The organism is Shewanella waksmanii (assembly GCF_043643685.1).
In the GTDB taxonomy this organism is placed as follows: Bacteria; Pseudomonadota; Gammaproteobacteria; order Enterobacterales; family Shewanellaceae; genus Shewanella; species Shewanella waksmanii_A.
This window is the reverse complement of sequence record NZ_JBHZSN010000020.1, coordinates 18142-40127: the sequence shown is the minus strand read 5'-3', so window position 1 is coordinate 40127 and position 21986 is coordinate 18142. Positions and strand designations below refer to the sequence as shown.

The 21986-nt window shown below is 44.1% G+C and carries 18 protein-coding genes and 1 riboswitch; of the genes, 12 read left to right on the top strand and 6 right to left on the bottom strand.

The annotated features are described in order from the left end of the window. Window positions 1–191 precede the first annotated feature (191 nt). The 4 genes from ACHUFW_RS20665 (at window position 192) to ACHUFW_RS20650 (ending at window position 4257) form a co-directional block, all read left to right on the top strand. Window positions 192–2270 (top strand): M13 family metallopeptidase, encoded by a 2079-nt coding sequence (locus ACHUFW_RS20665; protein ID WP_394205779.1) that lies wholly within the window; start codon window positions 192–194, stop codon window positions 2268–2270. A gap of 151 nt (window positions 2271–2421) precedes the next feature. Then, on the top strand, window positions 2422–3207 hold the full coding sequence (locus ACHUFW_RS20660; protein ID WP_394205778.1) for a RelA/SpoT domain-containing protein: 786 nt from the start codon (window positions 2422–2424) through the stop codon (window positions 3205–3207). A gap of 89 nt (window positions 3208–3296) precedes the next feature. Continuing rightward, complete coding sequence (locus ACHUFW_RS20655; protein WP_394205777.1) at window positions 3297–3698, top strand: SMI1/KNR4 family protein; 402 nt, start codon at window positions 3297–3299, stop codon at window positions 3696–3698. A 58-nt stretch (window positions 3699–3756) separates the two neighbouring features. Then, a complete protein-coding gene (locus ACHUFW_RS20650) occupies window positions 3757–4257 on the top strand; it encodes a DUF4447 family protein (RefSeq protein ID WP_394205776.1) in 501 nt (166 codons plus the stop codon). 54 nt (window positions 4258–4311) lie between these two features. Here ACHUFW_RS20650 and ACHUFW_RS20645 read toward each other — a convergent pair whose 3' ends face one another. Further along, window positions 4312–4935 carry a glutathione S-transferase family protein gene (locus ACHUFW_RS20645; RefSeq protein WP_394205775.1) on the bottom strand — a complete coding sequence of 208 codons (624 nt, stop codon included), beginning with the start codon at window positions 4933–4935 and terminating at the stop codon, window positions 4312–4314. Window positions 4936–5082: 147 nt separating this feature from the next. Next, window positions 5083–7695 carry a TonB-dependent receptor plug domain-containing protein gene (locus tag ACHUFW_RS20640; RefSeq protein ID WP_394205774.1) on the bottom strand — a complete coding sequence of 871 codons (2613 nt, stop codon included), beginning with the start codon at window positions 7693–7695 and terminating at the stop codon, window positions 5083–5085. 309 nt (window positions 7696–8004) lie between these two features. On the opposite strand from ACHUFW_RS20640, the gene ACHUFW_RS20635 reads away from it, so the two are divergent. The 5 genes from ACHUFW_RS20635 to ACHUFW_RS20615 all read left to right on the top strand — a co-directional run bounded on the left by ACHUFW_RS20635 (window position 8005) and on the right by ACHUFW_RS20615 (window position 13402). Beyond that, window positions 8005–8373, top strand: coding sequence for a response regulator (locus ACHUFW_RS20635; RefSeq protein WP_394205773.1), 369 nt, complete (start codon window positions 8005–8007; stop codon window positions 8371–8373). A 176-nt stretch (window positions 8374–8549) separates the two neighbouring features. Next, window positions 8550–9806, top strand: a complete 1257-nt coding sequence (locus tag ACHUFW_RS20630) for an Nramp family divalent metal transporter (RefSeq protein ID WP_394205772.1) — start codon at window positions 8550–8552, stop codon at window positions 9804–9806. Between the two features lie 69 nt (window positions 9807–9875). After that, on the top strand, window positions 9876–10943 hold the full coding sequence (locus ACHUFW_RS20625; protein ID WP_394205771.1) for a serine hydrolase domain-containing protein: 1068 nt from the start codon (window positions 9876–9878) through the stop codon (window positions 10941–10943). A gap of 81 nt (window positions 10944–11024) precedes the next feature. Next, window positions 11025–11489: a YehS family protein gene (locus ACHUFW_RS20620; RefSeq protein ID WP_394205770.1), complete on the top strand. Its 465-nt coding sequence runs from the start codon at window positions 11025–11027 to the stop codon at window positions 11487–11489. A 224-nt stretch (window positions 11490–11713) separates the two neighbouring features. Further along, window positions 11714–13402 carry an NAD-dependent malic enzyme gene (locus tag ACHUFW_RS20615; RefSeq protein ID WP_394205769.1) on the top strand — a complete coding sequence of 563 codons (1689 nt, stop codon included), beginning with the start codon at window positions 11714–11716 and terminating at the stop codon, window positions 13400–13402. Between the two features lie 97 nt (window positions 13403–13499). Here the strand turns inward: ACHUFW_RS20615 and ACHUFW_RS20610 are convergent, their stop codons facing one another. Together ACHUFW_RS20610 and ACHUFW_RS20605 are read right to left on the bottom strand one after the other, a co-directional pair. Next, window positions 13500–13928, bottom strand: a complete 429-nt coding sequence (locus ACHUFW_RS20610) for a DUF3069 domain-containing protein (RefSeq protein WP_394205768.1) — start codon at window positions 13926–13928, stop codon at window positions 13500–13502. Window positions 13929–13948: 20 nt separating this feature from the next. After that, a complete protein-coding gene (locus ACHUFW_RS20605) occupies window positions 13949–14443 on the bottom strand; it encodes a phosphatase PAP2 family protein (RefSeq protein WP_394205793.1) in 495 nt (164 codons plus the stop codon). Between the two features lie 263 nt (window positions 14444–14706). Between ACHUFW_RS20605 and ACHUFW_RS20600 the strand changes: the two genes are divergently transcribed. Next, window positions 14707–16623, top strand: coding sequence for a tetratricopeptide repeat-containing diguanylate cyclase (locus ACHUFW_RS20600; RefSeq protein WP_394205767.1), 1917 nt, complete (start codon window positions 14707–14709; stop codon window positions 16621–16623). A gap of 4 nt (window positions 16624–16627) precedes the next feature. On the opposite strand, the gene ACHUFW_RS20595 is transcribed toward ACHUFW_RS20600, so the two are convergent. Together ACHUFW_RS20595 and ACHUFW_RS20590 are read right to left on the bottom strand one after the other, a co-directional pair. Beyond that, the gene (locus tag ACHUFW_RS20595) at window positions 16628–17413 is read right to left on the bottom strand and encodes a substrate-binding periplasmic protein (protein WP_394205766.1); all 786 of its coding nucleotides are present in this window, start codon (window positions 17411–17413) and stop codon (window positions 16628–16630) included. Window positions 17414–17543: 130 nt separating this feature from the next. After that, the gene (locus tag ACHUFW_RS20590) at window positions 17544–19166 is read right to left on the bottom strand and encodes a methyl-accepting chemotaxis protein (RefSeq protein WP_394205765.1); all 1623 of its coding nucleotides are present in this window, start codon (window positions 19164–19166) and stop codon (window positions 17544–17546) included. A gap of 356 nt (window positions 19167–19522) precedes the next feature. Here ACHUFW_RS20590 and queG point away from each other — a divergent pair, with 356 nt between their 5' ends. Continuing rightward, window positions 19523–20695 (top strand): tRNA epoxyqueuosine(34) reductase QueG, encoded by a 1173-nt coding sequence (gene queG / locus ACHUFW_RS20585; protein WP_394205764.1) that lies wholly within the window; start codon window positions 19523–19525, stop codon window positions 20693–20695. A gap of 86 nt (window positions 20696–20781) precedes the next feature. Continuing rightward, window positions 20782–20881, top strand: a riboswitch (purine riboswitch). 101 nt (window positions 20882–20982) lie between these two features. Next, window positions 20983–21978, top strand: coding sequence for an adenosine deaminase (gene add / locus ACHUFW_RS20580; protein ID WP_394205763.1), 996 nt, complete (start codon window positions 20983–20985; stop codon window positions 21976–21978). Window positions 21979–21986: the final 8 nt, after the last annotated feature.

Sequence of the window (21986 nt, the reverse complement as noted above, 5' to 3'; positions counted from 1 at the left end):
AAATTAGCCAGAGGCGACTATTTACACGGCCGCAACCGCTGTAACATACTGACCAACTTAGTATCACCATCAATAATCACAATAATAGTTTTTTCATCAAGGCTCGTTGTCACAGCAGTTTCGTTGCCAACATTGATGACTTTCAATAGTCGACTATTGATTTGCAACACTCAAAACCGAAGGGAATAACAATGAAAAAAGTACTCATAGGCGGACTATGTGCGTCACTTATCACAGGTTTAAGCGCCTGCAACAATAAAGAAGCAGAAGTTAGCGCACCAGAGCCCACGGCAACAGCCCAAGCGGTCACTCAAGCATTAGGCTCGGGCATTGAGTTTGCCAACTTTGATAAGTCGGTTCGTCCACAAGATGACTTCTACTACTATGTGAATGGCACTTGGTTAAAAAATGCCACAATCCCCAGTGACCGAACCAGCACAGGCTCTTTTTATGACCTACGTGAACAAGCCCGTGATGACGTAAAAGCCATTATTGAAGAAGTAGCAGCAACAGCTAATTTAACTCCAGGCAGTGACGAGCAAAAAGTCGCCGACCTTTATCGGTCCTTCATGGATACCGACACACTCAATAAACTGGGCGTTGCGCCAATTCAAGCAGAACTCGATAAGATTGCCGCACTAAAATCAAAAGATGAATTAGCAAGCTACTTTGCCCATAGCCAAACGATTGGCGGCGGCACCCCACTTGGGTTTTACATCAATGTCGATGCTAAAGACTCAAGCCGCTATGCTACACACATTTGGCAGTACGGCTTAAGCCTTCCTGAGAAAGACTACTATTTCAATGACTCAGAGCGCTTTGTTAATATTCGTCAGGCGTTCGTCGCACATATCGAAAAGATGTTTACGCTTGCAGGCTTTGCCAACCCCAAAGCCAGTGCTGAACAAGTATTAGCACTAGAAACAGCGATTGCTGAAAAGCATTGGGATGTGGTTGAAACTCGCGACAGCAGCAAAACATACAACAAATACCAAACAAGCGACCTTGCTAAACTGGCGCCGGACTTTAATTGGAGCGGTTATTTGGCAACCATTGGCGCGGATAAACAGTCAGACATCATTATTAATCAGCCAAGCTTTATTGAAGGTTTTAACCAAGTCCTAAAAGATAACTCGCTTGCGACTTGGCAAACCTACATGCAATGGCAACTATTGACTCATTTTGCGGGCAATATGAGCGAAGAGCTTGATCAGGAAAACTTTGCATTTTTCTCGAAAACACTTAATGGTCAGCAAGAGCAACAGCCCCGTTGGAAGCGCGGCGTTAGCACGGTTAGTGGCACACTAGGTGAAGTCGTGGGTAAGGTCTACGTTAAGCGTCACTTTGCACCTGAAGCGAAAGAACGTATGCAAGTTCTAGTTGAGAACTTACGCAAAGCCTATGGTGAAAGTATTGATAATCTAGATTGGATGAGCGCTGACACCAAAGTTGCCGCCAAAGATAAGTTAGCCAAGTTTGACCCTAAAATTGGTTACCCAGATAAATGGGAAAACTATGACAAGCTAACCATCAAAGCTGACGAACTTGTTGGCAATAGCATACGAGCCAGCCAATTGGCCCATGAAAAAGAGCTTGAAAAACTTGGTGGACCCATCCGTAAATGGGAATGGCATATGACCCCACAAACGGTCAATGCTTATTACAATCCAACCATGAATGAAATTGTATTCCCGGCAGCGATTTTACAACCACCATTCTTTAACATGGAAGCTGATGACGCGGTTAACTATGGCGGTATTGGTGCGGTCATTGGTCATGAAATGGGTCATGGTTTTGATGACCAAGGCGCGAAGTTTGACGGCGAAGGCAACATGCGCGATTGGTGGACGGAGCAAGATCTAAAAGAGTTTGCTGCGCGAGGCAAAGCACTGGTAGAGCAGTATAACAACTATGCGGTATTCGATGATTTACACGTCAACGGCGAGCTGACCTTAGGTGAAAACATTGGCGATCTGTCTGGTGTAACCATTGCTTATAAAGCCTATAAAATGTCACTCAACGGCAAACCCGCCCCAGTCATTGACGGCTTGACTGGTGATGAGCGCTTCTTCATTGGCTTTACCCAGATTTGGCGCGCGAAAATCAAGGAAGAGTCAATGCGTAACCGTGTGGCGACTGACCCGCATTCGCCAGCTCACTTCCGAGCTATCGGCTCGTTATCAAACATGCCTGAATTTTACACGACTTTCGATGTAAAAGAAGGCGATGCTATGTATATCGCACCTGAAAAAAGAGTGAAAATCTGGTAAGTAAACACCTGAATTTTTACTATAAAAAAGAGCGCCTTAGGCGCTCTTTTATTTTGTGGTTGTAAAGATAAACTTTAGTTCATTCACCGTTCAGCATAGATTAAGTTAAGTCCAGTTACAGTGAGGTTCCCAACGAGTTATGAGGATCTTCATGAACAAGTTATTTCGTACCTTTAGCATCTTCCTTCTATTGCTTTCGACGCGCTCAGCTTTTGCGACTCCAGTGGACATTCAAGCGCAAGTTAAAGAAGCTAATGAGCATTATGTTGTCCGTCAATCACTCAATAAAGATCTTGATGGACTGTTATCCATCCCCTCACAGTCTTTTCTCACTCGTCAGTTTAGCGGCGAGATTGATGAACTCTATCTCCATGCCCCTGAAGCACAATCGGAGTTATTATCAATGCTCGAAGGGTTAACCGACAGTATTCCTGGAGAAATCATCAGCCCCGATATTAAAAGTTATGCCCGTGCTCAACAAAAAATCAGCAATAAATTCGATGGTGATGCCAGTCAACTTACCGATATTGTCCGTGCCAGTGTCGTCAGCCACAACATTGCTGATTTGGTCAGTGTCTATGAAGGTTTAAGCCACAAAGCTAAAATCGTTCAGGTAAAAAATCGATTTGCAGCACCAAAAGAGTCGGGGTATCGCGATATCAACTTACTGGTGAAGCTACCTGACAGTAACATGATTGCAGAAGTACAGCTCCATCTAGCCGCCATTGCAGAAATTAAAAGTGGCGATGAGCACTTAGTCTATGAGCAAATTCAGCAAATAGAGCAACGTGCAAAGCAACAAGCTAGGCCAACGAGTGAGTTTGAAAACCAGCAAATAACCCAGCTAAGACAAGACTCACACAAGCTGTACCACAAAGCTTGGTTGCAATATAAGCGTATTGATCGCGCCACTTTACTCACCCCTCAAGCGGCGTAAATACCACGATATCCTTCCCCTCTCGACTAACAAATTAGCGCAAGAACAGATATACTTGCGCTAATTAATCACTTTACAACGAAACCAAGATGCACGACATCATAGAGCGCCTAAGAGAACTCAGCGAAACCGTTCCAGTGCCACTCACTTTGCCGACCTTTGACCAATTGGTGCAAGTAGAGGAAGAGATCTTAATTCCGTTACCTGCAGAGTTAAAAGAGTACTTGCTTTACGCCAGCGACGTCATTTATGGCACCATAGAACCGGTCACCGCCAGCGATCCTTATTCCCATACCTATTTACCCGAAGTCACTGCTTACGCTTGGTCAATAGGCATGCCACGGGAATACATCGCCGTATGTCAACAAGGCAGCCACTTTTACTGCATCGATCAGGAAGGTCAGGTGATGCTCTGGAGTGAAGATGAGTTAGAAAGTGAAACCTGGGAATCCTTTTGGCAATGGGCTGAAGAGGTCTGGCTACAAAGCTAATCTGTCACTTTACGTGTATATCATACACTATTCAATTTAATTAAAAGAGTTCATTATCATGGCTAAAAATATCAGCCTTAACCCAATTGAGATCAAATACCTACGCCTATCACTGGGCTTAAGCACTCAGCAAGTCGCTGACTTAGTCAAGGTGAGCGCCGACGAGGTTGAAGCCTGGGAACAAGGTGAAGCAGAGGTATCTGGACTGGCAGTTAAAAAGCTAACCGAGTTTGATGAAACCATTGAAATGCAAGTGCTCAATACCTGTGACGGTATTGAGGCTTTATTTGAAAAAGAGCCTAAACGCACCTTAAGTTTCGTGGTTTACGACAATCAAGCAACTTACTTACAATACAACCCAGAGTTTATCGGCACCCTGCCCCTTGCAGAGCTATATAACACCTCTGCATGGCGTATTAAGAAAGAATGTAAGTTGGTGCTCGAAGTCGATGTCGTTTTAGTTCCCATGGACGCGCAAGCTTACCGAGAGTATCGCGAGCAACATGACTTAAAAGAAAATCCAGCCAGCCGTGCCAAATGGGCTGCAACCCAAATTTAAAATCAAAAAAAGCATCTTTTATAGATGCTTTTTTGTTTTCAGTAGCCAATACCGTTAACTGGCTGCGGCGAGCTCTTTATCAAGCCCCTTTTGCATTGCTGACCTTGCGGTAACGCGGTCACGATACGCTAAAAGTTTTGCCGGAATGTCTTGCTCAAACCTGGTCGCCCACACTAAGGTATGCGCCAGCAAGATATCAGCCACAGTAAATTGCTCTCCCAGTAAATAACCAGTTTCAGGAACCCAGCTTTCAGCCACTGCCGCCGCTTTATCAAACTCCCATTTCGCAACTGCCAGCATGCTAGGTTGACGTATATCTTGCGGTAAAGCGAACTTGTGTTTACCCATGGTCCATAACGGCTGTTCTAATTCACAAATGATATAGCTCACCCATTTATGATGTAATGCAGATTCGGCAGAACCCGCAACCGGTAAAAAGTCACCTTGGCCGTACTTTTCAGCAAGATACAGCACGATTGCAGCTGACTCTGACAAGCAAATATCGCCATCTTGCATCGCGGGAACTTTGCCACAAGGGTTAACCGCTAAAAAACTCGGATCCTTATTATCTCCATTAGCAAAATTAACATGACGATATTGCCACTCAAGGTTTAATTCCTCTAATAACCAAGAGACTCGTAACGAGCGGCTGCGTGGAATACCAAATAGTGTGATCATTTTCCCTCCAATGCTAAATCAAAGTCACATCAATGATTAACATAATGCTATCTGCCACAATATGATAGTCAGGTAGGAATAACACTTAATCCAAACTGTAAGCAAATATACTCAAGCTCACTATCAGTGAGCTTGAGTCATTAACCATTAAAACTGATAGCTGGCTTGTAGGTATACAAATCGGCCTTGACCACTGTGAACGGTTGGAACATACCCCATAAAATCATGGTAAGAAAACGGCGGTTCCTCATCTAATAAGTTGGTCGCGCCGAGTGTTAACACGGTATTATTCAAACCAAGATAGTTTATCGACGCATCCACCGTCATCATCGCATCTACCTTGTCCATCCCTTCTTGCCAGATAGCCTCTTTCTGCTCAAACTCTCCGATGTAATTAACACCTAAATACGTTTTAAAGTCAGTCAATTGCCAATCCACACCAGCCGTCCAACGTACCTCTGGCTGCTCAAAGTCCCCTGCAGTAATGTTGACTCGCTGACCTCCATCAGCGTCTGGACGCTTATCTTCATACTCCAGCATATAGTTCATCACATAACTGAACTTGAAATTACCCATACCAGTTTCGAGTAAATAGTTTGCATCTAAATCAATACCACTGGTAGTGAGATCACCAATATTTTGAAAAGAATCAAAAATTCTCACTACCTCACCGGGATCATTAGCAATAGTAGAAGGAAGTCGCTCCACCACATTGGGATCGTCACCATAATTACTAAAAACATACTGCGTATCTGAATCAATAATATTTTCAATGTCATACATATAGTAATCCAGAGAAAAGTTCAGGTTGTCTGTGATATTGAAAATCATGCCGATATTATAACTTGATGATTCTTCAGGCCCGAGTTCTGGGTTACCCTCGAATATCGCGGTGTACTCTTGTGATTCGCAAGCTTTATTGATGTTACCGACAGCTTCACAACGGATTGTATCCACTAAATTGGGTGACTCATCAGTACGACCAAGCCCTAATTGTGCCAAAGAAGGCGCTCTAAATGCCGTCCCCCAAGAACCACGAAAGGCGAGGTCATCAGTTGGCGACCATAAAACTGACACCTTAGGGTTAGTGGTGGTACCGAAGTCACTGTAGTCTTCATAACGTACGGCAAGTTGAACCTCTAAAGCATCGACCACAGGGACTGCAACCTCTGCATAAATGGCCATATTATCTCGCTCACCATTTGCTTGTGTCGCTTCAGTACCGAAGACTTCTCCCCGCAAGAATTGATCATCAGGGTTATCACTAATTGACTCTTCACGATATTCAGCCCCGACAGCAATCATTAAATCTCCTGCCGGCATCTCAACTAATGGACCTGAAATTTTAGCATCAAAAGATTGATTGGTTGATTCGCCAACTCGAGTGGTGGTGGTTTCAATAAAATCTAACGCTGCTTGAGTATTTGTTGAAGGTTCAAACGGATCCCAACTGCCATCATCAATGGCTTCCTGAGCTCGTCTCGAATTAGGAAAACCATCGACACCGCGCTCAACAGACTTACTGTTAATGTAACTAAATGCCGCTTCCCAATCCCATTCTCCGAGGTGGCCTCTAATGCCAACCACTGCACGATAATAATCTGATTCAACTTCTTTTTTACGGTTTCCAATATCAACGGTACGACGCCTCATGGTCAAATCTTGATTGTGAAATTGATGATCAGGTAAGTTAGCAAAGGGATGATTAGGGTTATCTGCATCCATAAACAACTCATTAAAGCTCGGACTGCCAGCTCCTTTTACTATGGTTTTAGCACTCTGGCCATTGAACTCGGCAAACCCTTGCAAATTATCGTTGATATCATATTTACCTAAATAATTGACACTAAATCGCTGGTTGGCGGGAATCATGGTCATCATTGGAGCATAATCATATCGACATAAATTATTGGCCAAATCGATATCTTCAGGAGCACAAACATCATTGCCAAAAGTATCAGGTAATCGATTAGTCGGGTCTGACTTTAACGCGATGGTGCCGGGAAATCCCGATGAGCTTCTCATATCTCCAGCAAAGGGATCGTTTGGTCTCAAGGCTGCTTGATTTGCAGATTTTGAATAATCGCGATCACCATAAAGAATTTCTTCTCGATTAAAGTAGTCAAAAATAAAGGTGTGGCTGCTATTGTCGGTATTATTTCCCCAAACAAGACTGACATTTTCCTCTTGCCCACCACCTTGGCTGGTATCACCAATTTTGGCGCTAATTTCTGCACCATCAATATCATCCCGCAAAATAATATTGATAACACCGGCTATCGCATCTGAGCCATAGGTTGCAGACGCACCATCTTTGAGAATATCCACACGTTTAATCGCAGACACCGGAATGTTATTAACGTCAACAAAAGCTGTATCAATCCCTTTAGCAAAAGGGCTTACGGAAACACGGCGACCATTAACAAGAATGAGGGTTGAATCAGCACCCAGTCCCCGCAACGAGACGCTGGAGCCACCATTTGCAGTATCATCACTACTGTTAGCTTGGGTCGAGAATGTCCCTTGACCTGAAATAGGTAACTTTGCAAATAGGCCAATAAGATCAGTTGCCCCAGAGTTTGCAATGTCTTCTTCAGAAAGTGATGTGACGGGGGAAGGCCCTTCCATTTCGGTACGCTTGATATGGGAGCCGGTGACTTCTATTCGCTCAATACCTTCTTCTGCTGCTAGAAGATCATTTGCCAATACGGTGCTGACTGCCAGCGCGCAGAGCGTTGGCACTTTTGTTACTAGGTTCATTGTAATCGTCCTTTGATATTATTATTTTTCAATAACTTGACTACAACAAACCTCAGTCAGTCGCGTAATTTTTACGCACGCAATAAATTATCGCCTAAATTAGAAATGTCAAATACAGCTAAAATCATTAAGTAAACTTATGATGACAATCAAACATGCTTACTGGGTAATATTCTATTGAGGATGATCGTTGCTTTAATCGTTTCTCACTTGCAAAACTCACTGACGCTCTTAATACTTAACTGACATGCCGCGACACTATTTGTCAGCACCACTATTTTTCAGATCTGTTAGGGGTATACCGCAAGCATGAGCATAAAAACCTTGTTAGTGATAGAAGATGATGAATTCATGATTAGGCAGATCAATCAGTTATCTGAATCGGTCGGCTACAGCAATATTATTGTCAAAGATGAATTACCCAGCGATGAAGAATACCTACAGGCGGATCTCATCATCACAGATATAAATGTGCCGAAAATTTCGGGCATTGCCCATATCGATAAAATAATTCAACTTGCCCAGCGTAAACCGGTAGTTGTGATTTCAGGCCTTGATGAACAAACATTGGCTTCGACCATTGCGGTACTCAAGCTGACGAAAGTTAACATCGTATCCAGCTTTACCAAGCCATTTAATCGCAAAGATTTCAAAGAGATAATTTCTAAATATTTATAGACTCTGTCACACAAGCTGCATATGGGTTAGTCATTTATCATCAAAAGCTCAACTTGTTCAATTCCTGCCTGCAAGCACCAATGCAGGCATAACCAAATATTGTCATTGAAAATTGTGCTCAAATGCGTAAGTTAAACAGCTCGCCTAACATTATTTAAAGGAACTGCTTCTTAAGCATGGAAAAATCAGCTCAAATGCAACCTCAGTCAACGAAACTTCCCTCACACTTACTCAGTACTATTGGCCCGGGTGTCTTGATGGCTGCTGCGGCAATTGGCGCCTCTCACCTAGTGGCATCGACCCGAGCAGGCGCTGAGTTTGGTTGGCAGTTAGCTTGGGTCATTCTAGCGGTTAATCTATTGAAGTATCCTTTCTTTGCCGCTGGTGCCCGTTACACCGCAGCAACGGGAAAAAGCTTATTACAAGGTTACCAGCAGCAAGGGCGTGGCTACTTGCTGCTATTTACTGGATTAAACAGTATCGCTGCAGTCGCGAGCACTGCGGGAGTCACTATGCTCACTGCAGCGATGTTGAGCCTTTTCATCCCTCTTGGCATCGACCTCTTGGCACTCATTGTACTGGTGTCGAGTTTATTGTTACTCATCTTTGGCCACTATACGATTTTGGATAAAGTCACCAAAGTGATCATGCTATTGCTAACAATCACCACATTAATTGCCGTTTCACTGGCATTTGGCTTTAGTTCAACATCGGTAGCGGTTTCGCAAAGTCCATGGCAATGGGCACAAGTGGGCTTTTTAGTGGCAATGATGGGCTGGATGCCCGCGCCCATAGAAGTATCAACTTGGAATTCACTTTGGTTACTGGAAAAACAAAAGACCCATCAAATCAGCCCGCAACAAGCCCTGTTTGATTTCAATCTAGGCTATATCACAACAGCCATCTTGGCAGTGGTGTTTTTAGCACTTGGCGCACTTGTTATGCATGGCAGTGGCGAGCAATTTTCCGCATCAGGAGTTAAATTCGCCTCACAGCTTATCGAACTCTACACCGACGTACTCGGTGAAAACACGCGATTATTAATCGGCTCGGTCGCATTGCTGTGTATCTTCAGTACCACAGTGACGGTCATCGATGGTTATAGTCGTACCTTAGAACACGGCTTTCAATTATTAACCCAAGGTAAAAGTAGCAATGCCCGCTTAACCTTAACCATGTTGTTGATCAGCGCCTTAGGGCTAGGCATCATCATTTTCTTCAAAGGCGCACTACTGCCTTTGTTAGAGTTTGTGATGATTCTAGCGTTTTTAACAACCATAGTATTTGCTTGGCTAAACTACCGCTTGATGACAAGTCAGTCGTTAGCCCAACAACATCGCTATGGTAAGAAGATGCGCTTACTGGCAGCAGCTGGTTTCCTGTACTTAATTAGCTTTGGATTAGTATTTTTATACTGGTTAGTCGCCTCATAAGGCTAACAACACACCTGCTAACATTGACAATGCCTGCCATTACTGCAGGCATAACCACACGGATGTTTTATGACATTTATCTATAATCTACGTTGTGCAATAGCCACCATCAGTTTGCTATGTCTGTCACCATGGGCGGCAGCTGACACTCACCTACCAGCAACCATCTCTAGCGATGATGCTAATGCCTTACTCAAGCAGATAGCTCAGCGCTCGGCCTTCCCTTTTAGTGGTGCCTTGATTATTAACCAGCAAGGTAAAACCATCGCCCAAAAAGTGATGGGAAAAGATATCCATATCGACTCAACATTTATTATCGCATCACAGTCAAAACAGATCACAGCGACACTCGTCATGCAGGCTGTAGAGCAAGGGCTTATTCAGTTAAACGTGCCGATTAATCAATACTTAGCGTCGGCTAACGAGCCTGCACCCTATGACAGTGACATTACTATTCATCATCTGCTCTGCCATACATCGGGTGTCACACCAATCGGTAAAGACAATCTATTTGCTGCCGGCAGCCAATTTCGTTACAGCAATCTAGGTTATGAGCTATTGGCGCAAATTCTCACTAACGTCAGCGGCCAAAGCTACCCACAATTGCTCATGAAGCTAACCAAACAACAGGCGATAACGGGGTTATATAGCCAGCTGGGCTCATTAAACGAAATCAAAGCCTTACAACCCCTGTTAGTCATGGGTTTTCATGAAACCCACAATACACTTGAGCCCAGCGAGTTAAACATCGATAGCGCTTTGCTTCCAGGGGGAGGACTACAAGCTTCGGTAACCGGCTTGAGCCAATTCATGCATCAGTTACATAACCAGCAACTGCTCGACAGCAAAAGCTATCAGCAAATGATCACCTCCCATACCGAGCGTCCACATCGTTGGGGGCACATTAGTTACGGATACGGTTTACAAATCAGTCATCAAGATGACCTAACTGAATATAGCCACGGGGGTTATCTTCCAGGGTACAGCAGTTTGTCTTTGTATTACCCCCAATATCAATTAACAGTACTGCTACTTGAAAATGTCAGCTTGTCACTCGATGATGTGCCCAGAGCATTTGCGTTACATGACCAGCTAAGACAACACATCCGGCAGTGGCTCAAAAATGCTGAAAATTAATTCAGTTCATAGGCTGGTTGCAGTTATACTATAGGGACGAGATACCGCAGCCGCGGTATCAACTTATGAGCAGAATTTTTAATGATAAACAACGATATATTACGCCGCCTTCGATTCGTATTTGACTATAAAAATGCCAAGATGATCAGAATCTTTGCCAAAGTGAAACACGAAATGCCACAAGAAACCCTGCTGAACATGCTTAAAAAGGAAGCAGAAGAGGGTTACCAGCCCTGCAATGATAAAACTATGTGCTTATTTTTAGACGGTTTAATCATTGAAAAACGTGGCCTTAGAGAGGGCGCTGAAATCCCTCAGCCCGTCTCAAAACTAAACAATAACCTGATTTTCAAAAAATTACGTGTTGCGTTAGAGATGCGTGAAGAAGATATCATCAACACACTGGCATTAGCTGATTTCCGCATGAGCAAATCAGAGCTTGGTGCACTATTTAGAAAACCAGGCCATAAGCACTTTAAAGAGTGCGGTGACCAAGTATTACGTAACTTTATTGCTGGTTTATCAATTAAACATCGCGGTAAGTAGCAACTTAGCCCGTGACACAATTAAGCACAGCCTGGCTGTGCTTTTTTATTGCAGTCATAAACCACAAGGTGCTACTGCGTTTAAAACAGACACCATGATTCACCGAGAGTAAAAAAATTCGGCTTTTTCCTTATTGAAAGCACAACAAAGATCACACTTTGTGATAATCTTGCCAAACTTTAAAAGACAGCTTACCCAATAACGAAAACACATAAAGGTTACCCATGGACGATAATAAACGCCCGCTATATCTTCCTTTTGCTGGACCCGCGATTCTAGAAGCCCCTTTGATTAACAAAGGCAGTGCTTTTACCGAAGAAGAACGGATCTTTTTTAACCTTGAAGGCCTATTACCTCACGTCATCGAGACGATTGAAGAACAAGCCGACCGCGCATACGATCAATACAAAAACTTCAGCAACGATCTCGACCGCCATATTTATCTGCGTAATATTCAAGACACCAACGAGACCTTATATTACCGCTTAGTTCAAAATCATATCACTGAGATGATGCCGATTATCTACACGCCGACTGTCGGTATGGCATGCGAGCGTTTCTCTAAAGATTACCGCCGTAACCGTGGTTTGTTCATCTCTTACCCAAACAAAGACCGTATTGATGACATCCTTAACAACTCTACCCGTCAAAAGGTGAAGATCATTGTTGTAACCGACGGCGAGCGTATTTTGGGCTTAGGTGATCAGGGCATTGGCGGCATGGGGATCCCCATTGGTAAGCTGTCCTTATATACCAGCTGTGGCGGGATCAGTCCTGCCTATACCTTACCTATTACACTGGATGTAGGCACCGACAACCCTCATCTACTTGAAGATCCTATGTACATGGGCTGGCGTAACCAACGTATTGGTGGCGAAGAATACGCAGAGTTTGTTGAAGCCTTTATGCAAGCAGTACATCGCCGCTGGCCCGATGCACTGATTCAATTTGAAGACTTCGCACAAAAAAATGCCATGCCTTTGCTTGAGCGTTATAAAGATCAGTACTGCTGTTTTAACGACGATATTCAAGGCACTGCAGCCGTTACTGTCGGCTCGCTATTGGCCGCTTGTAAAGCCGCCAATACTCAACTGAGCAAGCAAACTGTCGCTTTCTTAGGTGCAGGCTCAGCTGGATGCGGTATTGCCGAGGCCATCGTGTCACAAATGGTGTCTGAAGGTATCGATGAAGCACAAGCTCGCAGTCAAGTGTATATGGTTGACCGCTGGGGACTGCTGCAAAACAACATGCCTAACTTACTGCCATTCCAGCAGAAGTTAGCCCAAGACGCAGATCAAATTGCTAGTTGGCAAACAGCCAATGACAATGTCTCCTTATTAGACGTGATGCAAAATGGTAAGCCAAGCGTGTTGATTGGCGTGTCTGGTGCACCTGGTCTATTTAGTGAAGAGATAATTAAAGCGATGCACGCTAACTGCCCGCGCCCAATTATCTTTCCGCTATCTAACCCTACCAGCCGAGTTGAAGCAACACCAAAAGATATCTTGCACTGGACACAAGGCCAAGCATTAGTCGCTACTGGTAGCCCATTTGAGCCTGTTGTGATTGATGAGCAAACATTTGAAATTGCACAGTGTAATAACAGCTATATTTTCCCTGGCATTGGTTTGGGCGTATTGGCTGCGGGTGCAAAACGCGTGAGCGACGAAATGTTAATGGCGTCAAGCCGTGCATTAGCAGAGTGCTCACCGTTAGCTAAAAATGGAGAAGGTTCATTATTACCTGAACTTGAGTCTATTCATGAAGTCAGTAAGCACATCGCTCTTGCGGTGGGTAAAGTCGCGATTGAACAAGGACATGCCCTGCCTTGCAGTGACGAGCTACTTGCTCAAGCGATTGAAGCCAATTTCTGGACTGCTGAATATCGACGCTATAAGCGCACTTCATTCTAATCAAAATGAAGTCACCTTTGCCGGTAGGTATTAATAGAAGAAGCGACGCATAGCGTCGCTTTTTTAATGAAAAATCATCGACCGTTCACCAAGGCTACTAGCCTGCAATCACTGTCTTGATACTATTCAATAGTGCGCGATCGGTGCGGGCTTTCTTGAGTTTTTTAACACTCTCTTTTAACGATGCATCAGATAAACGAGTAAAGATGCCGTTATACTCCTTCTCATCAATCGCGTCATCGCTATCTGCAAGCTCGGCAATATCTTGAGCCACACGTGACAATTGCAACCAAGCATTGGCAATGTAAAAACCATGAAAATCAGCTTGAGGTATTAATTTCTGTGCACTGGCAGGCAGCCCTTGCCAAGCAGAGTTAAACTTCTCATCCTTATCTTGCAACAGTTCATTGCACAGGTTAGCGTAGGCTTCCAATAAACTTTCTGGCACCTTATCCATTGGAATCACACTATTACATACATTTAGTGCAACTTGCTGAACTTGATCATTGTAATTTTGCTGGTTCATTATTGAGTACTCTAGAAAAATTAAAACTTACCGCTGACATATAGCCCATATTCACCATTTCCCGCTATCGGCGTAATGGTGATGCCCTGATAAGGGTCGGTGAAATATAAACCTGATAAAACACCTATTGCAGCGCCAACCAACACATCTTCAACATGATGTTTATCACTCGCTACCCGGGTATAACCAACGTAGGCGGCACCCACATATGCGGGAATGGCCCACTCCCAACCGTAGCGCTGCTGCACAAACGTGGCGGCAGCAAAGGTATCCGCGGTGTGACCCGATGGGAATGAGTCATCACCTGAGCCATCAGGACGCTGTTTATCAACACTGTACTTCAGCCCTTCCACCACCAAGCGTGACACCACACCGGTTTTTATCAGCTGCCAACCGCCTTCAAAGTCATCCTCTACATATAAACTCGCGCCAAAACTTGCCGCAGGGATCAACAAATGCAATACATCGCCAGATTTTTCCAAACTAGAGCCAGCGTTCACCTGCATGGAAACCATTACTAATAAGCCTGTTAACCACGCTCTCATCTATATGTCTCTCTTGTGCATTAATTCAAAAGCAGCCTTTATACGCTGTCACTTTAAAAATTGCAAAAATGACACCCAATAACACATCACCATATACAACTGCCTAATTTGTATTATAATGTTTAAAATATGCAAAATAATTCCGATACTTCAAATAAGTATGGTAAAAATGAACTATGCTTTTGATATGCAATACGGATGGATTCTATGCATTTAGGCTGGCAATAACTCACATGAAAAAAACAAACCAGACTTCACATTACTGTTTGTGCTCCCTCTACAGCTTACTGCTGTTTATCGGTTTATTGTCACTGTCCACTGCCAGTCATGCCAAAGTTGAAAACTTAACTGTAGAGCAAACCTTTGAGCTGTTAGAAAGCGGTAAACCCCAAGACCAAGCCGCCATTGATAAGCACCTTGAGTTCTTAAAAAGTAATATTGATGCCAGCACCCCAGAAAACTACCGACGCTTGCAACGGGCACTTTGCTGGGCCCATGATATGACCGATCCAGATTCGCTCAAACAAGGGGTAAAATTTGCCGACACTCAGCTCAGCTCAAACCTGATAATACAGTCACCAGAAGCTGTTATTGATCTTAAGCTTTGTAAGGCATGGTTAAATCAAAATTTGAACAATATTGATGCAGCTTTAACAGGTTACAATGATGTGATTCTAGCAGCCTATAAAGCTGAAACACCGCGCTTGATAGCTGATGCCCGTAGTTTACGAGGGAGAATGTTCTCGTTTCAAGGTAATTTTGGCCAAGCACTTGAAGATCTGATCACTGCACAAGGCCTGTATGACTCACTAAACCTTGAGTATTGGAGTTTATATAACCTATCAGATATTGCCACCAGTTACCGTAGATTTGGCGACCCACAAACGGCCATCAAGCACTACAAAAAGCTGGAGCAAAAATATAAAGCAATGGGTGACCTTGATGGCGCGATAGCCATGACAACAGAGATGGCAATCGCGTTAGAAGAGTTGCAACAGTATCAGCAAGCACTAGACACCTATATGAAAGCTTACGACTATTGGGAAACCAAAGATGACCAATTAGGAAAAAGCTTAGTGGCAGTCAACTTAACAGGCACTTTAATTAAGCTCAACCAAATCCCACAAGCTAAACAGTTTCTGGCCCAAGCAAAGCCACATGTTGAACCTAAATTTGGCGCCTTTTATAGCTATCTCAATCTGTTTGAGGCAGAAATAGCCCTATTAGATAAGCAACCTGAAGCTGCACTCGCATCCATTGAGGAAGCTCAACATAGTTTCGAAACAATCAACAATCAACGCGGATTAGCACAATTATATCAAGTTAAAACGCAAATCTATAAAGCACAGAATGACACTGATAATGCGTTGGCGGCTTTAGAACAATATCTGATTATACATAATGAGCTTGACGCTAAACAACAAACCAACCTCACCACCGAAATGCGCACCCGTTTTAATACCGAACGTATCGAAGACGAAAACCAGCAACTACTGCAATTACAAAAAATTAAAGAGCACGAATTGCAAATCTACGAGCAAAACCGTTTGCTGCAACTTGCCGTGATCATAATGGGCTTCTTGTTGATGCTGGTTGTCAGCGTCTTTGCCTACAAACAAACCAAACGCTCGAAAAAAATGTCCTCTCTTGCCATGACAGATCATTTAACCCAGCTGCCAAACCGACGTCATACTTACAAACAAGGCGAGGCCTACTTTAAACAGCTTCCAAGTTCAGGCCAACAACTGTCACTTATCCTGTTTGATGTAGACAACTTTAAGAAAATCAACGACCAATTTGGTCATGACATAGGCGATAAAGCCTTGATGGGGATGGCCAATATCAGTGTGGCTTTAATGCGTGAAAACGATTTAGTAGGCCGTGTCGGTGGCGAAGAGTTCCTAGTATTACTGCCAAATACCAATGCCCAACAAGCCCTATTGGTCGCTCAAAGACTGATTCAATCCATCGCCAAAACCGCCATCACTGACATCAGTGATGATTTTTATCTAACAGCAAGTGCTGGGGTGGCAACGCAACAAAGTGAAACTGATTTTAGTGCGTTACTACAAAATGCCGACAACGCGCTATACCAAGCTAAATCAAACGGTAAAAACTGTGCCGTACTCTATCGGCACACTGAAGATTAACTTATCAGGGCTGGCGCCAGATAATTTGCGTCTTTGTCGGCGCAGTGAAGTTAACAAACCATTTTTGGTATAGCCTTTCAAATTGCCCAGATTGCTTCACCGCCACCAGTGCTTGATGCCACTGTTTAACAATGGCTTTATCGGTACCCTTTGAAAAAGCAAAATACAGTTCAATCTCTTTTAATTTCAACACTGGCTTTATTTGCGACATATCGGCGCCGATTTCAGTCAGCAGCCCTGCTACCGCGACATCCGCTTGCGACCAAAACCTCACCCGCTTGCGCATGAGTTGCCGAGCGGATTGATGGGGAAAACTGGCCACTAACAGTGAGACTCCTCCTGCTTGACGTAAAATACCTTCGCCAATCGAGTCGCGATACACTCCCACCGTATCAGTGTTGTTTAAATCTGCCAGACTCGTCAAAGAAACCGGATCATCGGCACCGGCATAAAGATAAACGCTAGTGGTTGCAACAGGTCCAACAAAGTCGAAATGGGATAAACGCTCATCGTTCATGGAGGTGGCAAACAACAGCACATTAGCTGTACTCTGGGCTATGGCATAACCCCTTGCCCATGGCAGCACCTCAATCTCAGCTGATGTGAGATCCGGTGACTGACGCTTTAGCAAGTTAACCAAATCTATCATGTAACCTTGAGGCTGCGTGCCAGTTTGATAGCTCATTGGCGCCCATTGCTCGGTGATCAGCCGCAGTGAGCTGTCCTGCGCATTGGCGCTCACAGGAAATAGCGAAACGATTAACAAAAGCCAGCGTATCAACAATTGCACCAAACCTCATACTGCCAAAGTAAGCTTAGCAGTCATAACCACAGAGACTCATTTACGATTTGCACAGATACTAACATCTGCCCGCAAGCTGAGAAAGCCACACGCCTCGGATCAATAATTATTCCAACCGCTACTCAATAGAAAACTTCTTGATTTCCACTTCCAATTTACGGGTTAACGACTGCACTTGATCACTGGCTTGATGGGCATTTTGCGACACAGTCGCAGTATTAGCCGCCGTTTCAGAAATATTGACAATCCGTTTAGCCGAGTCTTCCCCTGCAGCTTGCTGCTCAGTCGCCGCTTCGGCAATTTGGTGACTCATCGACGAGATAGCCGATAAAGATTGAGCAATGTTTTTTAATTCTTGAGCCACATGTTGCGACTTGACTACCGTTTGCTCACTGGTCTGAATACTCTCACTCACCGAGGTCTTGGCATCACGAGTGGCATTTTGCAGTTTGGCGATCATTTGGTGGATCTCACCGGTGCTGCTTTGGGTGCGCTGTGCAAGTTGTCTTACTTCATCAGCAACCACAGCAAAACCGCGGCCCTGCTCACCCGCTCTAGCTGCCTCAATGGCCGCGTTTAACGCCAGTAAATTGGTCTGCTCAGCAATACCTTGAATCACCGTCAGTACGTTAGCAATATTGTTGACCTCGTCATCCAAAATCTGGATATTAGCCCCCGCACTTTCAATCTGCCTTTCCAGCAGCTCAATGGTTTTGGAAGACTCTTCTGTAAGCAGGTAAGCACTTTGGCCTTGCTCCTCTGCCTCTTGTACCGACTCAGCAGCCTGCTTAGCATGGTCCGCCACTGTGGTCGAAGACGCAGTAAGCTCGGTAATAGCAGAAGCCACAATTTGAGTTTCTTCATTCATGGTTCTGGTTAAGCTTTCCAGCTCGGTTGCACGCCTCTCGGCATCTTTGGTTTGTGAGTTAAGGGTATCAGCAACGCCCTTAATACCAACAACCACACCTTGCAGGCCTTGCTGCATATAGTTCATCGCCCCAAGCACACTCTTATCATCTTGGGTTTGAAACTCTGGATTTAGCTTTAAATCACCACGAGAAACTTGGGTTACAATGCGATGAACGTCATCAATTTCCGCCCCTAAGGCATTGCGCATTTTAAGCCCAAAGTGAGCAAGCGCCGCCGATAATCCCACGGCAATAATCACCGATAACGTTAGCAGCCAACTTGCCACAGACCAATAGCGGGCATCGGCTTCTGCATAGCTTATCCCCGTACCAACGTACCACCCCCATCGCGGCGTTTTTTGCACTACCGAGGTAAGGTCAACCACTCGCCCCTCGCGCTCAGAGTCCCAATGGTAGGTAATGATTTGCGAAGTCTTATTGCCAACTAAACGCTCAACCATTTGGCCAATACTATTACCACTGGCGTCTTTAAAATCATTAAAACTGGTGCCGTGCAACTGCGGGTCATGTGGAGTTGCAACAAAATTAAGTTGTTTATCGACAACATAGACATACTCAGAGTCGTGATATTTATTTTCCCGCAACATGTTACTGGCATATTGCTGGGCTTTCTCATCGGTTAACTCACCGGTCGCAGCCAACAATTCAAACTCTTCAACAATATTAACCGTGCTTTTCATTAACTGGTTAATACGAGCAATATTGTCATTCTCACTTGCTTGTGAAAGCGCTTGTAAGCCCAGAAAAACGATGGTTAGAAAAGATAAAAATAGAACACCAACAAATGTGATTATTTTGAGCCTTAGCGTCATATACCTTTGCCTACAAGATTAAAAAGTCATCTCAATATAATAGAGCGTACAATTCTTAAATCTACATTTTCACAACAATATCAATGCGCAAAATTGTATCAACGGCATTTTATTAAAAACGCATTATTAATAACTGCTAATTGGCATTTTTTAGATAATTAGTTTGCATTAACAATTTTTACAATATAAAGCACTGTGGAAATGTTAATAAAATTATTCAAGCCAAGGCGGTTTTTGACCTTAAAAAACGAAAACTGTGTTTGACACGCACTCAATACGGCGGCGAAAACGCAGTTCAAGACGAATCTATCCATTTCTGATATGATCCAGCCGTTATTCATTTTCAATAAACTTTCATGGTAAAACCGCTAAACTCGCTGGATTCAATCAGTGCAATTGAACTACAAAAGCTCAGCAACCACATAAAACAATGGGGTCTTGAGCTTGGATTTGCACAAATAGGGATTAGCGATATCGATTTGCAGCCTGAAGAAGCTAAATTGCAGCAGTGGCTCGACAATGATTATCACGGCGAAATGCATTACATGGCAAACCATGGCATGATGCGAGCCCGTCCTAATGAATTACACCCAGGCACCCAACGTGTGATCTGCGCGCGCATGGATTACCTACCTCCCAATGCCATGTTTGGCACCCACCTAAGGGATCCTAACTTAGCTTATATTTCTCGTTATGCTGGCGGCCGTGACTACCATAAAATGATGCGTAATCGGCTAAAGAAGTTAGGCCAAAAAATTGATCAACAGCTAGAAGCATGGGGGTATAACCCGAGTAACTTTCGCCCGTTTGTGGACTCTGCCCCCATTTTGGAGCGCCCACTGGCCGAAAAGGCCGGACTCGGCTGGACAGGTAAACACTCGTTAATCCTCAATCAACAGGCTGGTAGCTGGTTTTTCCTTGGCGAGCTATTAATCGACCTAGCTTTACCAGTGGACATTCCTGTGGCCGAGCAATGTAATACTTGCGTTGCCTGTATCAAATCCTGCCCAACCGATGCGATTGTTGCGCCTTATACTGTGGATGCAAGGCGGTGTATTTCCTATTTGACCATTGAGCTACAAGGTGCAATTCCCGTTGAGTTTAGACCATTAATGGGCAATCGCATTTATGGCTGCGATGATTGCCAACTTGTTTGCCCGGTCAATAACCAAGCGCCGCTAACTCAAGAAAGCGATTTTCATACTCGCGCCTCCTTATCTAAGGCCAATTTAGTCGAGCTATTTAACTGGGACGAAGCGCAATTTCTGCGCCTAACAGAGGGTAGCCCGATTCGACGGATCGGTCATAAACGTTGGCTAAGAAATATTGCAGTGGCTTTGGGTAATGCGCCACAATCCGACGCCATCATTGCAGCCTTACAACAACGCAGAGCTTCAGATGAAGTCGATGAGATGGTCATCGAACATATCGACTGGGCACTCATGCGCCAACAACAAACAATAACAACAAGTCGCAAAACCGCTCGGGTGATCAAAGCCGTAGAGAAAGGCTTACCACGAGATGCTTAATACCAATCAGTATAATCCAAGCTGCCACAGCCTCTTAGCATTAGGATTAACTAAATAGTCATATTGCGTGCAAGTTTTGGGGATGGTATAGTCGCCCAAAATCACTTCGTATAATCCCAATAATATGGTTTGGGAGTTTCTACCAAGAGCCTTAAATTCTTGATTATGAAGTCTGTAACTTTATACCCAGCCAAATCTAGTCTATGTATTAATGGAGTGATAGCGCACGCGCTTATCATAAAATGAACCGCGACTATCATGGCACTCAATAATAAAGGTAGAGACTCATGAACTATTTAAGCTTACCCAAGATCGATCTACATTGTCACCTTGATGGCAGCGTGCGCCCACAAACTATTATCGACCTTGCTAACGCTCAAAATGTGTCATTACCCAGCCAAGACATCAACGAAATCAATACCTTGATGATTGCGCCGGAAACCTGTACTAACCTTGAAGAATACCTAATGCGTTTTGACCTGCCGTTATCGGTGATGCAAACCGCAGATGCGATCGAGCGTATCTCATTTGAGCTGTTTGAAGATGCTGCACTTGAGAACGTCAAGTATTTTGAAGTTCGCTTTGGACCACAATTGCACCAACAGCAAGGCCTAAGTTTCGAAGAAATTATTGCCGCAGCAGTCAAAGGTATGCAACGGGCGGAGCAGCAATATGATATTAAAGGCAATTATATCCTATCGATATTACGCACCTTCGCAAAAGACAATATTTATGACGTCATCGATGCAGGCGCTGCATTTCTCAATAAGGGCGTAGCAGCATTTGATCTGGCTGGTGCTGAACTACCTGGCTTTTGTGAGCAATTCATCCCTTATGCTGAATACGCTAAGCAAAAAGGCTACAACATTACCATTCATGCGGGCGAGCAAGGTGTAGGACAAAACGTTTATGATGCCATCACCCAGCTTCATGCTCAGCGAGTTGGTCACGGTATTCATATTACTGGTCACAAAGCCGCCTATGAACAAGTTAAGCAACACCATGTTGGCTTAGAAACTTGCCCTAGCAGTAATATCCAAACCAAAGCCGTTGACACTTTGGCAAACCACCCATTTAAGGCGTTTTACAACGACAACTTGCCCACAACCATCAATACCGATAACCGCACAGTGTCAAACACCACCATGACCGATGAAGTGCGTAAAGTGATGCAAACGTTTAATTTAACCTTAGAGGATTACCACAATATTTACCGAACCAGTGTTGAGCAAGCCTTTGCTTCGCCCAAGGTAAAGCGGCAGCTACTTAGCTATTTGGATTAACCCCAGCT